This is a genomic window from Sanguibacter sp. Z1732 (assembly GCF_051020515.1).
GTDB lineage: Bacteria > Actinomycetota > Actinomycetes > Actinomycetales > Beutenbergiaceae > CALKWS01.
On sequence record NZ_CP194857.1, the window covers coordinates 1,343,584 to 1,360,317 of the forward strand.

At 69.4% G+C, this 16,734-nt stretch carries 14 protein-coding genes; 1 reads left to right on the forward strand and 13 read right to left on the reverse strand.

Annotation, left to right across the window (positions count from 1 at the left end):
- Positions 1-105: 105 nt before the first annotated feature.
- The 10 genes from ACRRRO_RS07200 to ACRRRO_RS07245 all read right to left on the reverse strand — a co-directional run bounded on the left by ACRRRO_RS07200 (position 106) and on the right by ACRRRO_RS07245 (position 12,129).
- Complete coding sequence (locus tag ACRRRO_RS07200; protein WP_424795627.1) at positions 106-2,256, reverse strand: malate synthase G; 2,151 nt, start codon at positions 2,254-2,256, stop codon at positions 106-108.
- Positions 2,253-3,656, reverse strand: a complete 1,404-nt coding sequence (locus ACRRRO_RS07205) for an FAD-binding oxidoreductase (protein ID WP_424795626.1) — start codon at positions 3,654-3,656, stop codon at positions 2,253-2,255. The genes ACRRRO_RS07200 and ACRRRO_RS07205 overlap by 4 nt, the downstream gene beginning before the upstream one ends.
- Positions 3,657-4,018: 362 nt before the next feature.
- Entirely contained in the window at positions 4,019-6,313 is a 2,295-nt protein-coding gene (locus ACRRRO_RS07210) for a dipeptide ABC transporter ATP-binding protein (RefSeq protein ID WP_424795625.1), read from the reverse strand.
- A 24-nt stretch (positions 6,314-6,337) separates the two neighbouring features.
- Positions 6,338-6,703, reverse strand: coding sequence for an ABC transporter permease (locus tag ACRRRO_RS07215; RefSeq protein ID WP_434081310.1), 366 nt, complete (start codon positions 6,701-6,703; stop codon positions 6,338-6,340).
- A complete protein-coding gene (locus tag ACRRRO_RS07220) occupies positions 6,672-7,505 on the reverse strand; it encodes an ABC transporter permease (protein WP_434081311.1) in 834 nt (277 codons plus the stop codon). The genes ACRRRO_RS07215 and ACRRRO_RS07220 overlap by 32 nt, the downstream gene beginning before the upstream one ends.
- Before the next feature lie 18 nt (positions 7,506-7,523).
- The gene (locus tag ACRRRO_RS07225; RefSeq protein ID WP_424795623.1) at positions 7,524-8,516 is read right to left on the reverse strand and encodes an ABC transporter permease; all 993 of its coding nucleotides are present in this window, start codon (positions 8,514-8,516) and stop codon (positions 7,524-7,526) included.
- A gap of 54 nt (positions 8,517-8,570) precedes the next feature.
- Entirely contained in the window at positions 8,571-9,041 is a 471-nt protein-coding gene (locus tag ACRRRO_RS07230; RefSeq protein WP_434081312.1) for a hypothetical protein, read from the reverse strand.
- The gene (locus ACRRRO_RS07235; protein ID WP_424795621.1) at positions 9,038-9,634 is read right to left on the reverse strand and encodes an ABC transporter substrate-binding protein; all 597 of its coding nucleotides are present in this window, start codon (positions 9,632-9,634) and stop codon (positions 9,038-9,040) included. The genes ACRRRO_RS07230 and ACRRRO_RS07235 overlap by 4 nt, the downstream gene beginning before the upstream one ends.
- Before the next feature lie 232 nt (positions 9,635-9,866).
- Positions 9,867-10,934: a substrate-binding domain-containing protein gene (locus tag ACRRRO_RS07240; protein WP_424795620.1), complete on the reverse strand. Its 1,068-nt coding sequence runs from the start codon at positions 10,932-10,934 to the stop codon at positions 9,867-9,869.
- 187 nt (positions 10,935-11,121) lie between these two features.
- Complete coding sequence (locus tag ACRRRO_RS07245; RefSeq protein WP_434081313.1) at positions 11,122-12,129, reverse strand: hydroxyacid dehydrogenase; 1,008 nt, start codon at positions 12,127-12,129, stop codon at positions 11,122-11,124.
- 159 nt (positions 12,130-12,288) lie between these two features.
- Between ACRRRO_RS07245 and ACRRRO_RS07250 the strand changes: the two genes are divergently transcribed.
- Positions 12,289-14,289: a heparinase II/III domain-containing protein gene (locus ACRRRO_RS07250; protein ID WP_424795618.1), complete on the forward strand. Its 2,001-nt coding sequence runs from the start codon at positions 12,289-12,291 to the stop codon at positions 14,287-14,289.
- A gap of 22 nt (positions 14,290-14,311) precedes the next feature.
- On the opposite strand, the gene ACRRRO_RS07255 is transcribed toward ACRRRO_RS07250, so the two are convergent.
- The 3 genes from ACRRRO_RS07255 to ACRRRO_RS07265 all read right to left on the reverse strand — a co-directional run bounded on the left by ACRRRO_RS07255 (position 14,312) and on the right by ACRRRO_RS07265 (position 16,708).
- Positions 14,312-15,028: an endonuclease III domain-containing protein gene (locus tag ACRRRO_RS07255; RefSeq protein ID WP_424795617.1), complete on the reverse strand. Its 717-nt coding sequence runs from the start codon at positions 15,026-15,028 to the stop codon at positions 14,312-14,314.
- A gap of 9 nt (positions 15,029-15,037) precedes the next feature.
- Positions 15,038-15,697, reverse strand: coding sequence for a response regulator (locus ACRRRO_RS07260; protein WP_424795616.1), 660 nt, complete (start codon positions 15,695-15,697; stop codon positions 15,038-15,040).
- A gap of 132 nt (positions 15,698-15,829) precedes the next feature.
- Positions 15,830-16,708, reverse strand: coding sequence for a sensor histidine kinase (locus tag ACRRRO_RS07265; protein WP_424795615.1), 879 nt, complete (start codon positions 16,706-16,708; stop codon positions 15,830-15,832).
- Between the last annotated feature and the right edge of the window lie 26 nt (positions 16,709-16,734).

Here is a 16,734-nt window from a genome sequence, read left to right on the forward strand (position 1 = left end):
CGCCACGCCACCCGAGGCCGAGGGCGAGGGTTACTGCCGAGGGCGAGCGGTCTACCACTCGTCCTCGGCGCGCAGGGTCGTCCTCGGCGGTTGTTGGGTGGGCCGTCAGCGGGCTGCGGCCTTGGCCTCGCGGCGGCGCCGGTGCAGGATCGGTTCGGTGTAACCACTGGGCTGGGTGGCGCCGGCGAAGATCAGTTCCTCCGCGCTCGCGAAGGCCACCCCGTCGAAGTCCGGGGCCATCGGCCGGTAGTGCGGATCGCCGTCGTTCTGGGCATCGACCACCTGCGCCATCCGCCGCAGGCTGTCCCGCACCTGCTCGGGGCTGACCACGCCGTGGCCCAGCCAGTTGGCCAGCAGCTGGCTGGAGATGCGCAGGGTGGCGCGGTCCTCCATCAGGGCCACCTCGTGGATGTCGGGCACCTTGGAGACGCCCACGCCCTGGTCTACCCAGCGCACCACGTAACCCAGCAGCGACTGCACGTTCAGGTCCACCTCCTCGGCGCGCTCGTCCTCAGACCACTGCCCATCACCCAGCGGGATGGTGAGCAGGTCCGTCAGCGTGGCGGGCTCCCGGCCGGCCAGGTCGCGCTGCCGGGCGGGCACATCCACCCGGTGGTAGTGCAGTGCGTGCAGGGTGGCGGCGGTGGGTGAGGGCACCCACGCGGTGCTCGCCCCGGCCTCGGGGTGACCGATCTTCTGGTCGAGCATGTCCGCCATCAGATCCGGCATCGCCCACATGCCCTTGCCGATCTGACCGTGTCCGGGCAGGCCCACCTGCAGGCCCACGTCGACGTTGTGGTCCTCGTAGGCGAGGATCCAGGGCTGGGTCTTCATGTCCGCCTTGCGCACCATCGGCCCGGCGGCGGAGGACGTGTGGATCTCATCACCGGAGCGGTCCAGGAACCCGGTGTTGATGAACACCAGCCGGTCGCTGGCTTCGGCGATGCAGGCCCTGAGGTTGACCGTGGTGCGGCGCTCCTCATCCATCAGCCCCAGTTTCAGGGTCCGTTCGGGCAGGCCCAGCAACTGCTCCACCCGGGCGAACAGATCCACGGCCAGGGCCACCTCCTGGGGGCCGTGCATCTTGGGTTTGACGATGTAGACCGACCCGTGCCGTCCGTTGCGCCACGGATTGTCCGGATCGAGGCTGGGGAGGGCGGCCAGGGTGGTGAACACCGCGTCCATGATCCCCTCACCGATCTCGGCGCCCGATGCGTCGAGCACCGCGTCGGTGGTCATCAGGTGCCCCACGTTCCGCACGAACAGCACCGCCCGTCCGCTGAGCACCAGGTCCGAGCCATCCGGGGCGGAGTACTGGCGGTCCTCCGCCAGGGTGCGCATCTTGCTGCGCCCGCCCTTGTCGAAGGTCGCGGACAGGTCCCCGCGGTTGATCCCCCACCAGTTGCGGTAGGCGGCGACCTTGTCCGCCGCGTCCACGGTGGCCACCGAGTCCTCGAAGTCGATGATGGAGGTCAGGGCCGATTCGATCTGCACGTCCGCGATGCCGGCGGGGTCGGCCCTGCCCACCTCGGTACCCGAATCGAAGAGGATGTCGATGTGCAGGCCGTGATGGCGCAGCAGCACCGACCAGGGCTGGTCGGGCGGGCCGCCGTACCCGGCGAAGGCACCCGGATCGGCCAAGGGGGTCACGCCGTCGTCGGTGGTGACCTGCAGGTGCCCCTCGGCAACGCGGTACGCCCGGGCCCGGGCGTGCGAGCCGCGGGCGAGCGGCACGAACTCATCGAGCAGGCTGCGCACCAGTTCCACGACCTTGGTGCCCCGCGCGGTGTCGTACCCGGCGGTGGGGATCAGGCCGGGCAACGCGTCGGTGCCGTAGAAGGCGTCATAGAGGGACCCCCACCTGGCATTGGCCGCGTTCAGGGCGTAACGGGCGTTGGTCACCGGGACCACCAACTGCGGGCCGGCGAGGTCAGCGATCTCCGGATCGACGTCGGTGGTGCTCACGCGCACCGGTCCGGGTTCGGGCACCAGGTAGCCGATCTCGGTGAGGAATCGCTGGTAGGCCCCGGAATCGACGGGGGCGGGGTGCTCGCGGTGCCAGGCGTCGATCGCGCTCTGCATCCGGGTGCGCTCGGCGAGCAGGTCGGCGTTCCGCGGACCCAGGTCACGCACGATGGCGGCGAAGCCGGACCAGAAGTCCTCGGGGGCGATCCCGGTTCCGTCCAGGATCTCGGTGGTGAAGGCGTCCAGTTCGAGGTGCACCTGCAGGCCGGCGCGCTGGATCCGGTCGGTCATCGGGGAGTCTCCTTGGTGGTGGGGGTCGGTGGGGTCGCGTCGGCGGCGAGGATGACGCCGGGGTTGAGGATCTGCTCCGGGTCCAGCGCGGCCTTGATCCGCGCCGAGACCTCCAGCACGTCGGCGCCGACCTGGGCGGCCAGCCAGGGCTGCTTGAGGCGTCCCACGCCGTGCTCACCGGTGATGGTGCCACCCAGGTCGATGGCTAGGTCCATGATCTCGCCGTAGGCGGTCTCGGCACGGGCGCGCTGGGCGGGGTCAGTGGGGTCGACCACGACCAACGGGTGGGTGTTGCCGTCGCCGGCGTGGGCGATGAAGGCGATCGGGACGTCCCGGTCCCGGGCGATCTGCTGCACGCCCTCGATCAACTCACCCAGCCTGGGCAGGGCAACACCCACGTCTTCCAGGAGCAGGTGGCCCAGGCGCTCCACCGCGGGGATGGCGAGGCGCCGGGCGTGCACGAAGTTCTCCGCCATCTCTCCGACGGCCTCGTGCGCGTCGGTGGCCCCGTGCTCGGTGAGGGCGGTCAGCAGCGCGGTCACCTCGGGTCCGTCCGGGTGCTGGTCGTCGGTGCCGGCGATCACCAGCGCGGCCGCGGAGCGGTCCAGCCCGAGGCCGAGTTCGTCCTCGACGCAGTTGACCGCCAGTTGGTCCATGTACTCCAGCATCGAGGGGCGGATGCTTCGCGCGGCGGCATGCACGGCGGCGGCCGCCGCGCCGGAGTCGTCGAACCAGCCGACGACGATGCGCGCCCGGGGAGGTTGCGGCAGCAGGCGCAGGGTCGCCTCGGTGATGATGCCCAGCGTGCCCTCGGACCCCACGAACAGGCCGACCAGATCCAGGCCCGCCACGTCCTTGATGCGGGGGCCACCGACCTTGATGGCACGACCATCGGCCAGCACCACTTCCAGGCCGAGCACGTAATCCCCGGTGACGCCGTACTTCACGCAGCACAGGCCACCGGCGTTGGTGGCGATGTTGCCGCCGATGGAGCAGAAGGTGAACGATGCCGGGTCCGGGGGGTACCACAGCCCGTGCTCGCCGGCCGCGCCCTTGAGGTCGGCGTTGATCACGCCGGGCTGGACCACGGCGGTAGCGGTGCCGGGGTCGATCCGGACGGCGCGCATCCGCATCGTGGAGACGACCAGGCCCCCGTCGAGTGCTGTGGCCCCTCCGGACAGTCCGCTGCCCAACCCTCGCGGCACGATCGGGACCCGGTGCTTCCCGGCCCAGCGCACCGCCGTCTGAACGTGTTCGGTGGACTCGGCGAGGACGACGGCGATTGCCGTGCCGGCTGCCGGGTCCAGCGCGCGGTCGCGGCGGTGGGCCTGCAGAACCTCCGGATCGGTCTGCACGATCGACTCCGGCAGGTCGCGGCGCAGCTCGGTGAGGGCATCCATCACATACGATTCCACAATACGGAACACGAATATCGCATAGTTGAATCTATGCTCGAGGATCGCTGCACGTCAAGGGTGTTCGGGGCGGGCCACACCCCGGTGCGGAGTTCATCGAAGGCATGTTCCACCGTGACATCGCAGGCCTCTGTGCACCACCCCGGGGCGCAGGCGGGACCGGCCAGTGCGCGGGGGCCGGGACGAGGTGGGCTGGGGCCGAGGCGGCTCCGGCCGCCGGGCAGGGCCGGGACGATGTGGACCGGACCGAGGCGCTGCAGGACGGGTAGCGCCCGGGCCGCCGCCCCGGGGAGAACTGAGAGGTGGCTCCCGGTGCCGACGACAGGGTGCCGGCGCTGGGGAGCGGCTCAGACCTGGTCGGCCTCGCGGGTGGTGGGGGTAGCGACGCCGCTCAGGGCCAGTTTCTCGGCGTAGTGGCAGGCGACCCGACCATCACCCAGGGTGCGCAGCGCCGGACGGTCGGTGGGACACAACTCGGTCTGCACGTGGGGGCAGCGGGTGTGGAACAGGCAGCCGTCCGGTTGGTTGGCCGGGTCGGGCAGATCGTCGGTCCCGGCGCGCTTGAGCCGTGCCTCCCGGCGGGAGGGGTCCGGGATCGGCACCGAGTGCAGCAGCGTCTCGGTGTAGGGGTGCCGGGGCCGGCGATAGAGTTCGCCGGTCTCCGCCTCCTCGGCGATCTTGCCCAGGTACATCACCGCCACCCGGTCGCTGACGTGCTCGACCACGGACAGGTCGTGGGAGATGAACAGGTAGGTGAGCCCGAACTCTTCCTGCACGTCCACGAGCAGGTTGAGGATCTGGGCCCGGATGGACACATCCAGCGCCGAGACGGGTTCATCGGCGATGACCAGGCGTGGGTTGGTGATCAGCGCCCGGGCGATGTTCAGCCGCTGGCGCTCCCCGCCGGAGAAGGCGTGCGGGTAGCGGGGCATGTACTCGGGCCGGATACCCACCCGGCGCAACATCTCCGCCACCCGGTCCTGGCGTTCGCTGCCCGAGGCCATCTTGTTCACGAGCAGCGGTTCGCCGACGATCTGCTCCACGGTCATCCGCGGGTTCAGGGAGGAGAACGGGTCCTGGAAGATCACCCGCACCTGGGTGCGGTACTTGCCCAGGGCACGACCGCTCAGCGTGGCCAGGTCCACCTGGTCACCACCGGCCTCGCGGTACAGGATCTGCCCGGAGGTGGCATCGATCAGCCGAGCGATCGCCCGGCCCATCGTCGTCTTGCCACAGCCGGACTCCCCGACCAGGCCCATCGTCTGGCCCGGCGCGATGCTCAGGTCCACCCCGTCCACGGCTCGCACGTTGCCGGTGGGGCGGCGGAACATCCCCCCGCCGATCGGGTAGTGCTTGGTCAGGCCCTTGACCTGCAACAACGGCTCGACCGAGGCGGCCGGCGCCTCCTCCGGCCGGCGCGGCTCGACGACGGCGACCGGTCCCACCGTGGGGCGGTCACCCTGGGCCGGGGGACCGGACTCGACCGGCTCGGACGCACCTGCCGGCTCGGACTCCTCTACTCCGGGGGCCTCGGGCACCGAGCCGGGGGCATCGGGGTGGCTGTAGAGATAGCAGAAGGTGCGGTGGTCCTGGTCGAAGTCGGTGGCCGGGGGCATCTCCTGGTCGCAGATCCCGGGCATGGCGAAATCGCACCGGCTACGGAACGGGCAACCACTGGGCCGGTTCTGCGGGTGCGGCACCATCCCGCGCACGGTGCGCAGACGCTGGCGCTCCCCGCCGTCGCGCACATCGGGGATCGAGCGCAGCAGGGCCTGGGTGTAGGGGTGCTTGGGCTCGGAGAAGATCTGCTCCACCGTGCCGCGCTCGGCCACCTTGCCCAGGTACATCACGGTCACCTCGTCGGCGATCTCGGCCACCACGCCGAGGTCGTGGGTGATGAAGAGCATGCCCATCCCGTTCTCGGCCTGCAGGTCCTTGAGCAGGTCCAGGATCCTGGCCTGGGTGGTCACATCCAAGGCGGTCGTGGGCTCATCGGCGATCAGCAGTCTCGGGTCACAGGACAGCGCGATCGCGATCATCACCCGCTGACACATACCCCCGGAGAGCTGGAAGGGGAAGACGTCCATGCGCCGCTCCGGGTGCGGGATCCCCACCCGGCGCAGCAACTCCACACCCACCTCCCGCGCTGCTTCCTTGCTGATCTCCCGGTGCAGGCGGATCGTCTCGATCAGTTGCGCGCCCACGGTGTACATCGGGGACAACGACGACATCGGCTCCTGGAAGACCATCCCGATCTGTCCCCCGCGGACCTGCCGGATCTCCTCCCCGTCGGTGTCCAACGCGGCCAGGTCCACCGGTTCGCCCCCGTCGGGGCTCCACAGCACCTTGCCGTCGACGACCTCCCCGGGTGGCTCGATCAACTGCAGCACCGAACGGGCGGTCATCGACTTACCGCACCCCGACTCCCCCACCACACACATCGTGGTACCCGGGCGCACCGCGAAGTCGACCCCGTCCACCGCCTTGACCACACCGTCGGGGGTGGTGAAGTGCGTACGCAGACCCTCGATGCTCAACAGCGCCCGATCAGCGGCCACCGCCTCACCCCGGGCCTCGGGGTCCATCGTGGTGGCCCCACCGTGGTCCGTGCCCATGGTCACCTCACCGGTTCGTCGCTTCATAGGATCAGCAGATCTTCCCAAAGGTCAGTTCTTGTAGGGGTCGGCCGCATCGCGCAGCCCGTCCCCGAAGAAGTTCATTGCCAGCACGGTGATCACCACCGGGATACCGGGCAGCAGGATCCACGGCGCGGTGGAGACCGCCCGGATGTTCTGCGCCTCCTGCAGCAACACACCCCAGCTCACCGTGGGCGGTTGCAGGCCGAGGCCGATGAACGACAACGCCGTCTCGGCCAGGATGATCGTCGGGATGGACAGTGACAGGTTGGCGATGATGTGGGAGGTGAAGGAGGGCAGCATGTGCCGGAACATCACCCGGGACTGACTGGCCCCATCGGCCACGGCGGCGGTGACGTACTCATCACTGCGCACGGCGAAGAACTTGCCCCGCACCTCCCGGGCCCATCCCCACCCAGCCGACCAGGGAGATCACCACCGTCAGGGCCAGATACCGCTGCACCGGTGACCACGACGACGGCACGGCGGCGAACAGGGCCATCCACAGCGGGATCGTGGGGATGGACATGATCAGTTCGATCGCGCGCTGGATGAGGTTGTCCACCCGGCCCCCGACGTACCCGGAGATGCCGCCGATGATCACCCCCAGGAACAACGACAGCAGCACCCCGATCAGACCGATCGACATCGAGATGGTGGTCCCGTGGATGATCCGGGACAGGATGTCGCGGCCGTTGGCGTCGGCCCCGAAGAGATACATCGGCGGCCCGTTGATATCCACCGGCCCGATCAGGCTGCGGTCCCAGGGGATGAAGCCGAACAGGTTGTACTCCTCCCCGCGCACGAAGAAGCCGATCGGGATGATCTCCTCCTCATCCAGGCTGAAGGTCAACGCCAGGGTGTCCGGATCCTGCTCGAAGGTGTACCCGTTCACGTGGGGGTGGAAGGAGCCCTCGTGGAAGAGATTGATCTGCTGGGGCGGCGCATAGGGGTACTCGGAGTTGTGCGCGGTCTGGGAGTACGGCGCCAGGAACGGGGCGAAGATCGCGATGCCATAGATCAGCACCGTGATCACCCCGCACACCAGCGCGACCTTGTGCCGCTTGAAGCCCCACCACACCAACTTGGACTGCGAGGCCAGCGCCAGATCGCGCCCACCCTCACGCTGGGCTTCGGGTTCCTCGGTCTCCGGGGTCTCCAACTCGGTGCCGGTGCGCGGCATGAACGGTTCGGTCATGGTGAGCCCTCCCTCCTGTCAGTACCTGAACCGCACACGCGGATCGAGCCACGCCAGCGCCAGGTCGGAGATCAAAGTCCCGATCACCACCAGCACGGCGCTGATCAGCAACACCGATCCGGCCAGGTACATGTCCTGGGCCATCAGGGCCCGCAACAGCAGCGGACCGGTGGTATTGAGGTTCAGCACCTGGGAGGTGATCGCGTCCGCGGCGATCAGACCGGGCAGAATCCACCCGATGGTGGAGAAGAACGGGTTCAACGCCACCCGGACGGGGTACTTGATCAGCATCTTCGTGCGCGGCACCCCCCGCGCCCGGGCCGCGACCACATAGGGCTTGCGCAACTCATCGAGCAGGTTCGCCCGCAGGATCCGGATATTGGCCGCAGTACCCGCGGTGCCCCAGATCACCACCGGGATCCACAAGTGCGCCAGCAGATCACCCACCCGCGCCAGCGACCACGGCGCGTCCCGGAACTCCGGAGAGAACAACCCACCCACACTCTGACCGAAATAGGTCAGGCTCAGCCACATCAGTACCAGCGCGATCAGGAAGTTCGGCACCGCCAACCCGACGTAGCCCAGGAACGTGAAGGCATAGTCCCCGGCGGAGTACTGCCGGATCGCCGAGTACACCCCGATCGGGAAGGACACCGCCCAGATGAACAGCAACGTCAGCACCGACAACAGGATCGTCAGCGGCAACCGCTCGCCGAGCAGGGAACTGACCGTGCGACCGTAGTCGAAGGAATCCCCGAAGTCACCGTTGAAGATGATGTTGGAGAACCACATCCAGTACTGCACGTACCAGGGCTGGTCCAGCCCGTAGCGCTGGGTGAGCCGCTCCAGCTGGGCCGCCCCCAGACTCCCGTCCCCCTGCGCGGCCAACTGGGCCTGCAGGGTGGTCAGGTAGTCCCCCGGGGGCAACTGGATGATGACGAAGGTGATCACGGAGATGATCCAGATCGTGGGGATCAGGATCAACACGCGCCGCATGATGTACTGCAGCATTCAGCGCACCACCCCATCTGGTGACAACGAGTTCGCCATGAACCGGACCCGGGCTCAGTCCTCGGAGAAGAACCAGGCTGGGATGTCCGTCGGGCCCGGCGTCAGGTACAGCCAACTGTCCGGGTAGGACTCCACGACGTTGCGCAGGTTGTTCTTCCTGATGCCATAACCGTCGGTGGGCAGGGCGATCCCCATGGCGTAGAACTGCTCCTTGGCGATCTCCAGGATCCGCCGGAACATCACCTTCTGTTCCTCCAGATCCGGCTCCAGCGGGATCTGCCAGTACAGTTCCATCTGCTCCAGCGTCTCCGCTGGCGGCTCCTCGACGTCCTCGCCCTCGCCCAGGCTGGAGAAGTAGGCGGACCACTTCACGCCGTAGAGGGATTCGTCGCTGGTGGGGAACCACCAACGAGTTTCGTTCATCTCCACCCGGTAGCCACCGTCCCCGGCCCACACGCCGGCGTCGAACTGGTTCGCGTCGGGGTTCTTACGGTCGTAGAACAGGGTCCGTTCGATCGTGTTCACCTCAGGAAGCCCGGGGGGTTGGCGTTCAGTTCCTCGTTGAAGTACACGTCCTCGATGGCGAACATCACGTCGTCCGCGGTCACCGGCTCACCATCGGACCACCGCATGCCCTCGCGCAAATGCATGGTGAACTCGGTGGCGTCGTCATTGATGTCGACGGACTTGAAGGTGCCCGGCAGTCCCACCTCGGCGAGCGAGTGGTCGGCGCGCATCATCGGTTCATAGGCGATGATGCGCTCCAACCAGGGGTCATCGCCCTGGCCCAGCGCAGCACCCTGGTAGGTGCCGCCGTAGACGCCGAACTCCTGGGTCTCCACGACCAGTCGGTCGGACTCGATCGGCAGGCGCTCCTCCAGCGGGGGCAGTTCCCCGGCCTCGACCTGCTCGGTCAGCAGCGGGGACTCCTTCGGGCGGTCCGGGTCCGGGGCGGCCTCGGCGCCATCGCCCTCGCCGTCGGCATCCGGGTCGGCGGTGCCTCCGCCGCCGCAGGCGGCCAGGGACACGGTCGCCAGTGCACCGCCGCCGGCGTAGAGCATGGTGCGGCGGGAGAGCAGACTCGGGTCGGGTGTGGCTGAACTGGTTCTCGCGTTCATTCCTGGGTCCTCCTTGACTCCGTATCCCGGCACCTGCGCGCGGGATGAAAAACCTTGTGTGTGGATGCCGTGTGTGCTATGAGGGTGTGCGTACGAGACCTCCACCTGCCCAGCGACTATAGGAAAGCCCGCGCACGGAGCAGAACAAAAGCGACATATTCGATCATGATCTGTGGCGCTTCGGGCACTCAGGACGGACCGCTCCCCGGGTCGACCCGTGCGCACCACCCCGTCAGTACTCGACCACAGCCCCACAGGACTCGCGCACCGTCAGCCGGGGGAGCAACTGGGAATGCCTGGGCGCCTCCTGCTCGGCCTCGGTGCGCAACCGCCGATCGATCAGCCGCAGGGCCTCCCGGCCCAGTTCCCGACGCGGTGGTGCGATCGCCGTCAACGGAACCGCGCCGTGCCCGGCCACCACGTCGTCGTAGGAGATCACCGCCAGGTCCTCGGGGATTCTCAGGCCGCGCAGTTGGGCGACCTCCACGATCCGGATCGCGTGCCGGTCCGAATGCGCGAGCACGGCCCGGGCGCCCAGCCCGTGCCGGTGCTCGATGAACTCCTCGATCGCTGCGGTCAAGTCGTCCGGGTCGTCGTGATCGCTCGGCAGCGTCACCGCCGCCACCGGATCCAGCCCGAGTTGGGCCACCGCCTGGTGGTATCCCTCCCGGATCGCCGGCGCAGTGGGAGTCGCCTCGGTCGCAGCGAGCACCACGCTGCGGTGACCCAGCCGGGCGAAGTGGTCCACCGCGAGCAGACCACCGTGGCGGTGGTCGGTGCGCACGCTGTCCAGTTCCCGTACCGCCCGGCTGGCTCCCACGTCGCGTTCCAGCACCACCACCGGCACCGGGATCGACTCCAGCCAGGCCGCGATGTCGGCAGGCACTTGCTCGTGCAGGGTGGGGGTCAGCACCAGGCCCTTGACGCCCAGGGCCAGCAGCCGCTCCACCTGGGTCCGTTCGGCCTCCGGTCGGTAGTCGGAGATGCCCAGCACGATCCGGACACCCAGTTCGGCGGCCACCGACTCCATCCCCGCGATCACGTCCGGGTAGTAGAACGTCGATGAGGGCACCACCACCCCGATCAGGGTGCGCGCCGGGCGTGGTTTGGCGGACTTGCGTTGTGCGGCCACCGCGCCGCCGTGCACACGCTGGACCAGGCCGTCGGCCTCCAACTGACTGATGTCCCGCCGGATCGTCACCTGGGTCACGCCCAGTTCGGCGGCGGCCTCGCTGGCCCGCACGGTTCCGTAGAGGGTGATCTGCCGGAGCAGGTACTCCTGGCGGGCACGCGCCAGCATCAACGGGCCCCGGGAAAGCAGCCGACGACGTCGGTGCGCAGTCCCCCGAGGGGACGGTCGGTGCGGTGCCGGCCGGCGAGTGGGGACGGGCCGGCGAAGCGCGGCCGGCCGGGGCGGTGCGCGCTGCCGGTCCGGGCAGGTGCGGGGCGGATCATGGTCCTCGTCTTCTCTGGCGGGATCCTCGGGCTCAAGCGGTCAGCGACGCGGCGTCGGGCAGGTGCTGGCTGCGCAACGGTGCTCCGCTGAGCCATCGCTGGAGTTCGTTGATGGCGTGATCACTCATCCGACGCGCCTCGTTGCCCAGGGAACCGGCGATATGGGGTGTGATGAGCACATTATCCATCGCGCGCAGGGGGTGGTCCGGCGCCAGCGGCTCGGGGTCGGTCACGTCCAGGATCGCGTACAGGCGTCCGGTGCCACATTCCCGCGTCAGTGCCTCCTGGTCGATCACCACGCCGCGGGCGGTGTTGATCACCGTGGCCCCGTCCGGCAGCAGGGCCAGTTCCCGGGCCCCGATCATGCCCCGAGTCTCGGGCAGTGCTGGGGCGTGCACGCTGAGGATCTCGGAGGTGGCCATCGTCTCGTCCAGGCTGGTCAATTCCCCGCCGAGAGCAGCCACCTGCTCGGGATCGGCGTAGGGGTCGTAGACTCGCAGCGCACCCAGTTCGAGCAGGGACAGCAGGTCCATCACACGGCGGCCGATGCGGGAGAAACCGACGATGCCCACCGCCCGGCCCCGGTTGGTCAGGTCCGAACGGCCCATCCCGGCTTGCCCGCTCTGCACCGAGGTGCGGGCGATGAACGGCACCCGCTTGCCGGCCATGATGATCGCGGCCAGGGTGTACTCGGCCACCGGGATCGCGTTGACGTCAGCGGCAGTACTCACCACGATCCCGCGTTCGTGCACTTCCTCGGTGACCATGTATCGCACGCTGCCGGCGGCGTGCAGCACCGCTCGCAGCCGGGGTGCCGCGGCCAGGACTTCCGGGGTCAGCGCCGGCGCCCCCCAGGAGGTGAGGAGCACCTCGGCCTCCGCCAGCCGCGCTCGGGCGGCCGCGGAGGTCAACTCGTGCACCACCGCTGGTTCCTCCATCGATACCAGCGTGTCCAACCTGTCGAGTTGGTCCTGCCCGAACTGCAGCGCGAAGGACTCGGGGTTCATCACCAGCAGGGCTCGGGGGGGCGCGGACAACATTGCTCCCACAGGCACCTCAGTTCTCGTGACCGGTTTTGTTTAGTTCGATCGCCAATGATCGGCAATTGGTCGTCGCAATCAATCTAGAGTGGAGGATCCGCAAATCGGCCATGGCGGCCAAGAACCCGGACAGAAACGAACATTTCGGATGGAGGCGGCGTGCAGGAATCCACCACTCCGATGCGCGCATTGTGGGGGGGTCGGGCCGAGGCGCCGGCGCTGCGGCACGTACTGCGAGCCCCCGACCAGGCATTGCCGGTGGCGCCGGCCACCGACCGCGCCGTCTGGGACCTCGGGGCCGGCCGGCTACACCACCCCACCGTGGCCGACCTCATCGAGACCGCGCAGCGAGACCGCGAGCACCCTTGGCCGCACACGCTGGCCACGCTGCTGGCCGACTACGTCCGCGCCGACAACCGGGTGGGCTATGAGGAGCAGATCTTCACCCGGCAGGGCCGGTTGTCCCGTGCGGTCATCGCCGCGGCCGCGACCGGCGAGGCGCACTGGCTCGATGATGTGGCCGACGGCCTGATCCAACTGTGCGAGCAGACCACCTGGTGCTGGCCCGCCCATGAGGAGTCCTTCAGCAAGCGCGGCTGGCTGCTACCCGACCCGGACGCCCCGGTGCTGGACCTGGGCGCCGGTGAGGTCGTCGCCCAGATCGCCTGGACCGATCACCTGCTCGGCGCGTCCCTGGACGAGCACTTCCCCGGCCTGCGCACCAGGCTGCGCCGCGAGGCCCGGCTGCGGGTGCTGGACCCCTACCTGGAGCGGCGGGACTGGTGGTGGATCGGCACCGAGCGCCGGGTGAACAACTGGAACCCGTGGATCTGCGGCAACGTCGCACTGGCCGCCCTCCGGTTGCTCGACGGACCCGAAGAGGCGGACCTGCGCGCCCGGATCGTGGCCCAGACCATCGCCGACGCCGACAACTTCGTGGACTCGCTGCCGGCCGATGGCGCCGTCGATGAGGGCGCCTCGTACTGGTGGGAGGGCGTCGGCCGGCTGCTGGAGATGCTCGACGTGCTGCACCACGCCACCGGAGGCGAGCTCGACGCCGGCGCGATCCCGGCCGTCGGAGCCGCACTGGCCTACCTGCACCGGATGCACCTAGGGAAGGGCTGGTACGTCGGGGTGGCCGACAGCGCGGCCCGCGCCTACCCCGGGGTCCCCTGGAACGTGCCCTACCGCTGGGCGGTGCGCCTCAGCGACGAGCGGGCCCGGGACCATGCCGCCGCCCAGGTCCACCCCGGGGAGCCGCTGATCACCGTGCACCGGCGCCCGACCAGTTCACTGGGCCGGATCCTGCACACGATCACCGACACCGCCTTCGCCGCCGCCGCCGGGGGTGCTGAACCTGCCCCGGAACCCGCGGTGTGGCTGCCCTCGGTCCAGATGCTGGTGCGTCATGGCCCCGCCCAGCGGGAGCCGCGCCTGAGCCTGGCGATCAAGGGCGGGCACAACGGGGAGAACCACAACCACAACGACATCGGCGCCGTGACGGTGGCCCTGAACGGGGTGCCCGTGGTGGTCGATGCCGGACGGCCCACCTACACCCGGCAGACGTTCGGACCGGACCGGTACCAGTTGTGGCCCATGCAGAGCCAGTGGCACAGCGTGCCGCTGATCCGCGGCAGTGGACAACGGGACGGGGAGCAGTACCGGGCGCGGAGCGTCTCGGTGCTGCCCGACGACGACGCGCCCCGGGGCATGGAACTGGACCTGGCCGCGGCCTACCCGCGCGCGGATGTGCGCACCTGGGTGCGCCGGGCGGAACTGGGCGACGGCGAGGTGCGGGTGAGCGATTCCTGGCACCTGGACGCCCCGGACGGTGAGACCGGACCCACCCGGGTGCACTGGATCCTGGCCGGGTCGGTGCGGCTCGTCGAACCCGGGCGCGCCACGGTGACGCCCGTGCAGGGCGAGGATGCTCTCGAACTCACCTGGGATCCGGACCTGCCCGCCGGCCTGGAGGTGCAGGAACTCGATGACCCGATGCTGACCGAGGTCTGGGGGGACCGACTGACCCGGTTGTTCATCGAAGTGGACACCAGCACCACCGGCTCCACCGGCTCCACCGGCTCCACCGGCTCCACCGGCTCCACCGGCTCCACCGGCTCCACCGGCTCCACCGGCTCCACGACCATGGTGATCCGCTGACTGGCAGCCGCTGCGCGTGAGTTTAGCGGCCGCGCTTGGCCGCAGCCGGCACGATGTCGACGGGTGCGGGTGTGGTCTTGCGGCGCCCGGCGCGGGCCTTGGCCTCGGACTGCATCTGCTTCTTGGTGGCCGCGAAGGAACAGATCGGGCAAATGGCCAGATCGTGGCGCTGCGCCGGGCAGTACTCCCGGCCGAAGTAGATGATCTGCAGGTGACGGCGGTTCCAGGTGTCCTTGGCGAAGGCGCGCTTGAGGTCGCCCTCCACCTTCTCCACCGTGGTGCCGGTGGACAGCCCCCAGCGGCGGGCCAGGCGGAAGATGTGGGTGTCGACCGGGAAGGCCGGGATGTCGAACCCCTGAGCCATCACCACACTCGCGGTCTTGTGCCCCACCCCGGCCAGGGACTCCAGGAACTCCCAGTCCGGGACCACCTCGCCCCCGGCGTCCATGATCTGCCCGGCCGCGGTCCAGAGGTTGCGCGCCTTGGTGGGTGCTAGGCCGATCTCACGGATCAGTTCCCGGATCCGTTCCGCACCAAGGGCATACATCTGCTCCGGTGTCGAAGCCTCCGCGAACAGAACCGGGGTGACCTCATTGACCTTCTTGTCGGTGGTCTGGGCGGACAGGGCCACCGCCACCAGCAGGGTGTAGGCGTCGGTGTGGTCCAACGCCGGCACCGGTTCCGGGTAGAGGTCCTCGAGGATCTCGCTGATCCGCTCCACTTTCTCCGCTCGTCGCACCCGACCAACCTACCCGTGCGAGCGCCCACTGGCGGCGCGGTCGATCACCAACGCCACCTGCACCCGGTTGGCTGCGTCGAGCTTGGTCATCGCGTTCGTCAGGTGCGTCTTGACGGTGGCCTCACTGAGGTAGTTCTGGCGAGCGATCTGGGCGTTGGTCAGGCCGGCGGCAACCGCAGTGGTAATCGTCTGCTCCCGGTCCGTGAGCCCTTCCACCCGCTCCCTGGCCTCCCGGCGCTTCTGACCGGAGGTGTCGGCCTGGACGTGGGCCATCACCGTACGAGCCGCTCGCGGGGACAACGCTCCGTCGCCGGCGGCCACCGAGCGGATCGCGGTGATGATCTCGGCCGGGTCGGCATCCTTGGCCAGGAAGCCGTGGGCCCCGGCGTGCACGGCCTCCAGGATCACGTCCTCGCTGTCGAAGGAGGTCAGGGCGATCACCCCCGGCGGGTCCGGTAGGGCCATCACCGACCGGGTCGCTTCCACTCCGCTGACGCGATGCATCCGCAGGTCCATCACGACAACGTCGGGATGATGCTTGTGCACCGCGGGGATGACCTCATCGCCGTCGCCGACATCGGCGACCACGGAAAGATCGGCCTGCTCGATGATGGTGCGCAGTAGCTGACGCACCATCGCGTCATCGTCCACCACGAGTACCCGGATCATTCCGCCGAGTCTAGAACCGACCTCCGACACCGCCCAGCGGCAACGACGCGGCAGCCGCCCCCGGCAACACTCGGCGCGCCGGCACTCTCTTTCGCCCGCCCCGGCTGCCTGCGCACACGTCGGGTGGGGGCGCTACCCCGAGGTGGTCGCCACCCAGGGCAACTCTGCGTGCAGGAGGTACGTGTCGCCGTCGACTCCTGCCTGAAAGGTTCCCCCGAGCATGTGCACCCGTTCGGCAATGCCGCGCAACCCGGATCCGCTTGAGCCCGGCGCCGGCCCCGGCTCACTGCCGGTAGGCCCGACGACGGCGTCTGCCGATCCGAACCGCCCCGGCGCGCCGCTCCATGACCCGGACCCGCCGATCCCCTGTGGGAGCAGGCGGTTGGTCACCGTGACCTGCACGCCCCGCCCGGGAGCGGCACGCAGGTCCAGGTGCACCGGTGCGGTCGGGGCGTGCTTGACCGCGTTCGTCAGGCCCTCCTGCACGATCCGGTAGACCGCTCGGGTCAGCGCCGGCGGGGCCGATTCCGCTCCGGAGACCATGATCATCGGGGTGATGTCCGCTCCGGCGCTGCGGGCATCGTCCACCAGCCCGGGCAGGTCAGCGAGCGTGGGGGCGCCTGCGCCGAGGCGGTCCGAGGCCGCGGAGTCGCGCAACGTGCTGATCAACGAGCGCATCTCCTCCAGCGCTCTGTGCGCGGCCGAACGCATCGAACGGGCCGCCCCGGGCACGTCGGTGCCGGGATCGGCGGCGGTGACTTCCAGCGCCGAGGCGTGCAGGGACACCAGGGACAGGTGATGGGCGACGGTGTCGTGCATCTCCCGGGCGATCAGGTCGCGCTCCTCCTGACGGGACAGTTCCGTGCGCAACTGATGCGCGGCGCGCTCGTGCGCCCGCTCGGCCCGCCGGGCGGCACGGGCGCTCGCGCGATAGCGGCGGGCCATCCCGACCGCTACCGTCAACCCCACGCCCAGCACCACCAGGGCGACATAGCCACCGGCGCCACCCACGCCGGCGGGGCACGCTCGGGCAGCGG

Coding starts and splice junctions, on each gene's coding strand:
- ACRRRO_RS07200 (WP_424795627.1), bottom strand. CDS start 2,256: ATGACCGACCGGATCCAGCGCGCCGGCCTGCAGGTGCACCTCGAACTG.
- ACRRRO_RS07205 (WP_424795626.1), bottom strand. CDS start 3,656: ATGGATGCCCTCACCGAGCTGCGCCGCGACCTGCCGGAGTCGATCGTG.
- ACRRRO_RS07210 (WP_424795625.1), bottom strand. CDS start 6,313: ATGAAGCGACGAACCGGTGAGGTGACCATGGGCACGGACCACGGTGGG.
- ACRRRO_RS07220 (WP_434081311.1), bottom strand. CDS start 7,505: ATGACCGAACCGTTCATGCCGCGCACCGGCACCGAGTTGGAGACCCCG.
- ACRRRO_RS07225 (WP_424795623.1), bottom strand. CDS start 8,516: ATGCTGCAGTACATCATGCGGCGCGTGTTGATCCTGATCCCCACGATC.
- ACRRRO_RS07235 (WP_424795621.1), bottom strand. CDS start 9,634: ATGAACGCGAGAACCAGTTCAGCCACACCCGACCCGAGTCTGCTCTCC.
- ACRRRO_RS07240 (WP_424795620.1), bottom strand. CDS start 10,934: ATGCTGGCGCGTGCCCGCCAGGAGTACCTGCTCCGGCAGATCACCCTC.
- ACRRRO_RS07245 (WP_434081313.1), bottom strand. CDS start 12,129: ATGTTGTCCGCGCCCCCCCGAGCCCTGCTGGTGATGAACCCCGAGTCC.
- ACRRRO_RS07260 (WP_424795616.1), bottom strand. CDS start 15,697: ATGATCCGGGTACTCGTGGTGGACGATGACGCGATGGTGCGTCAGCTA.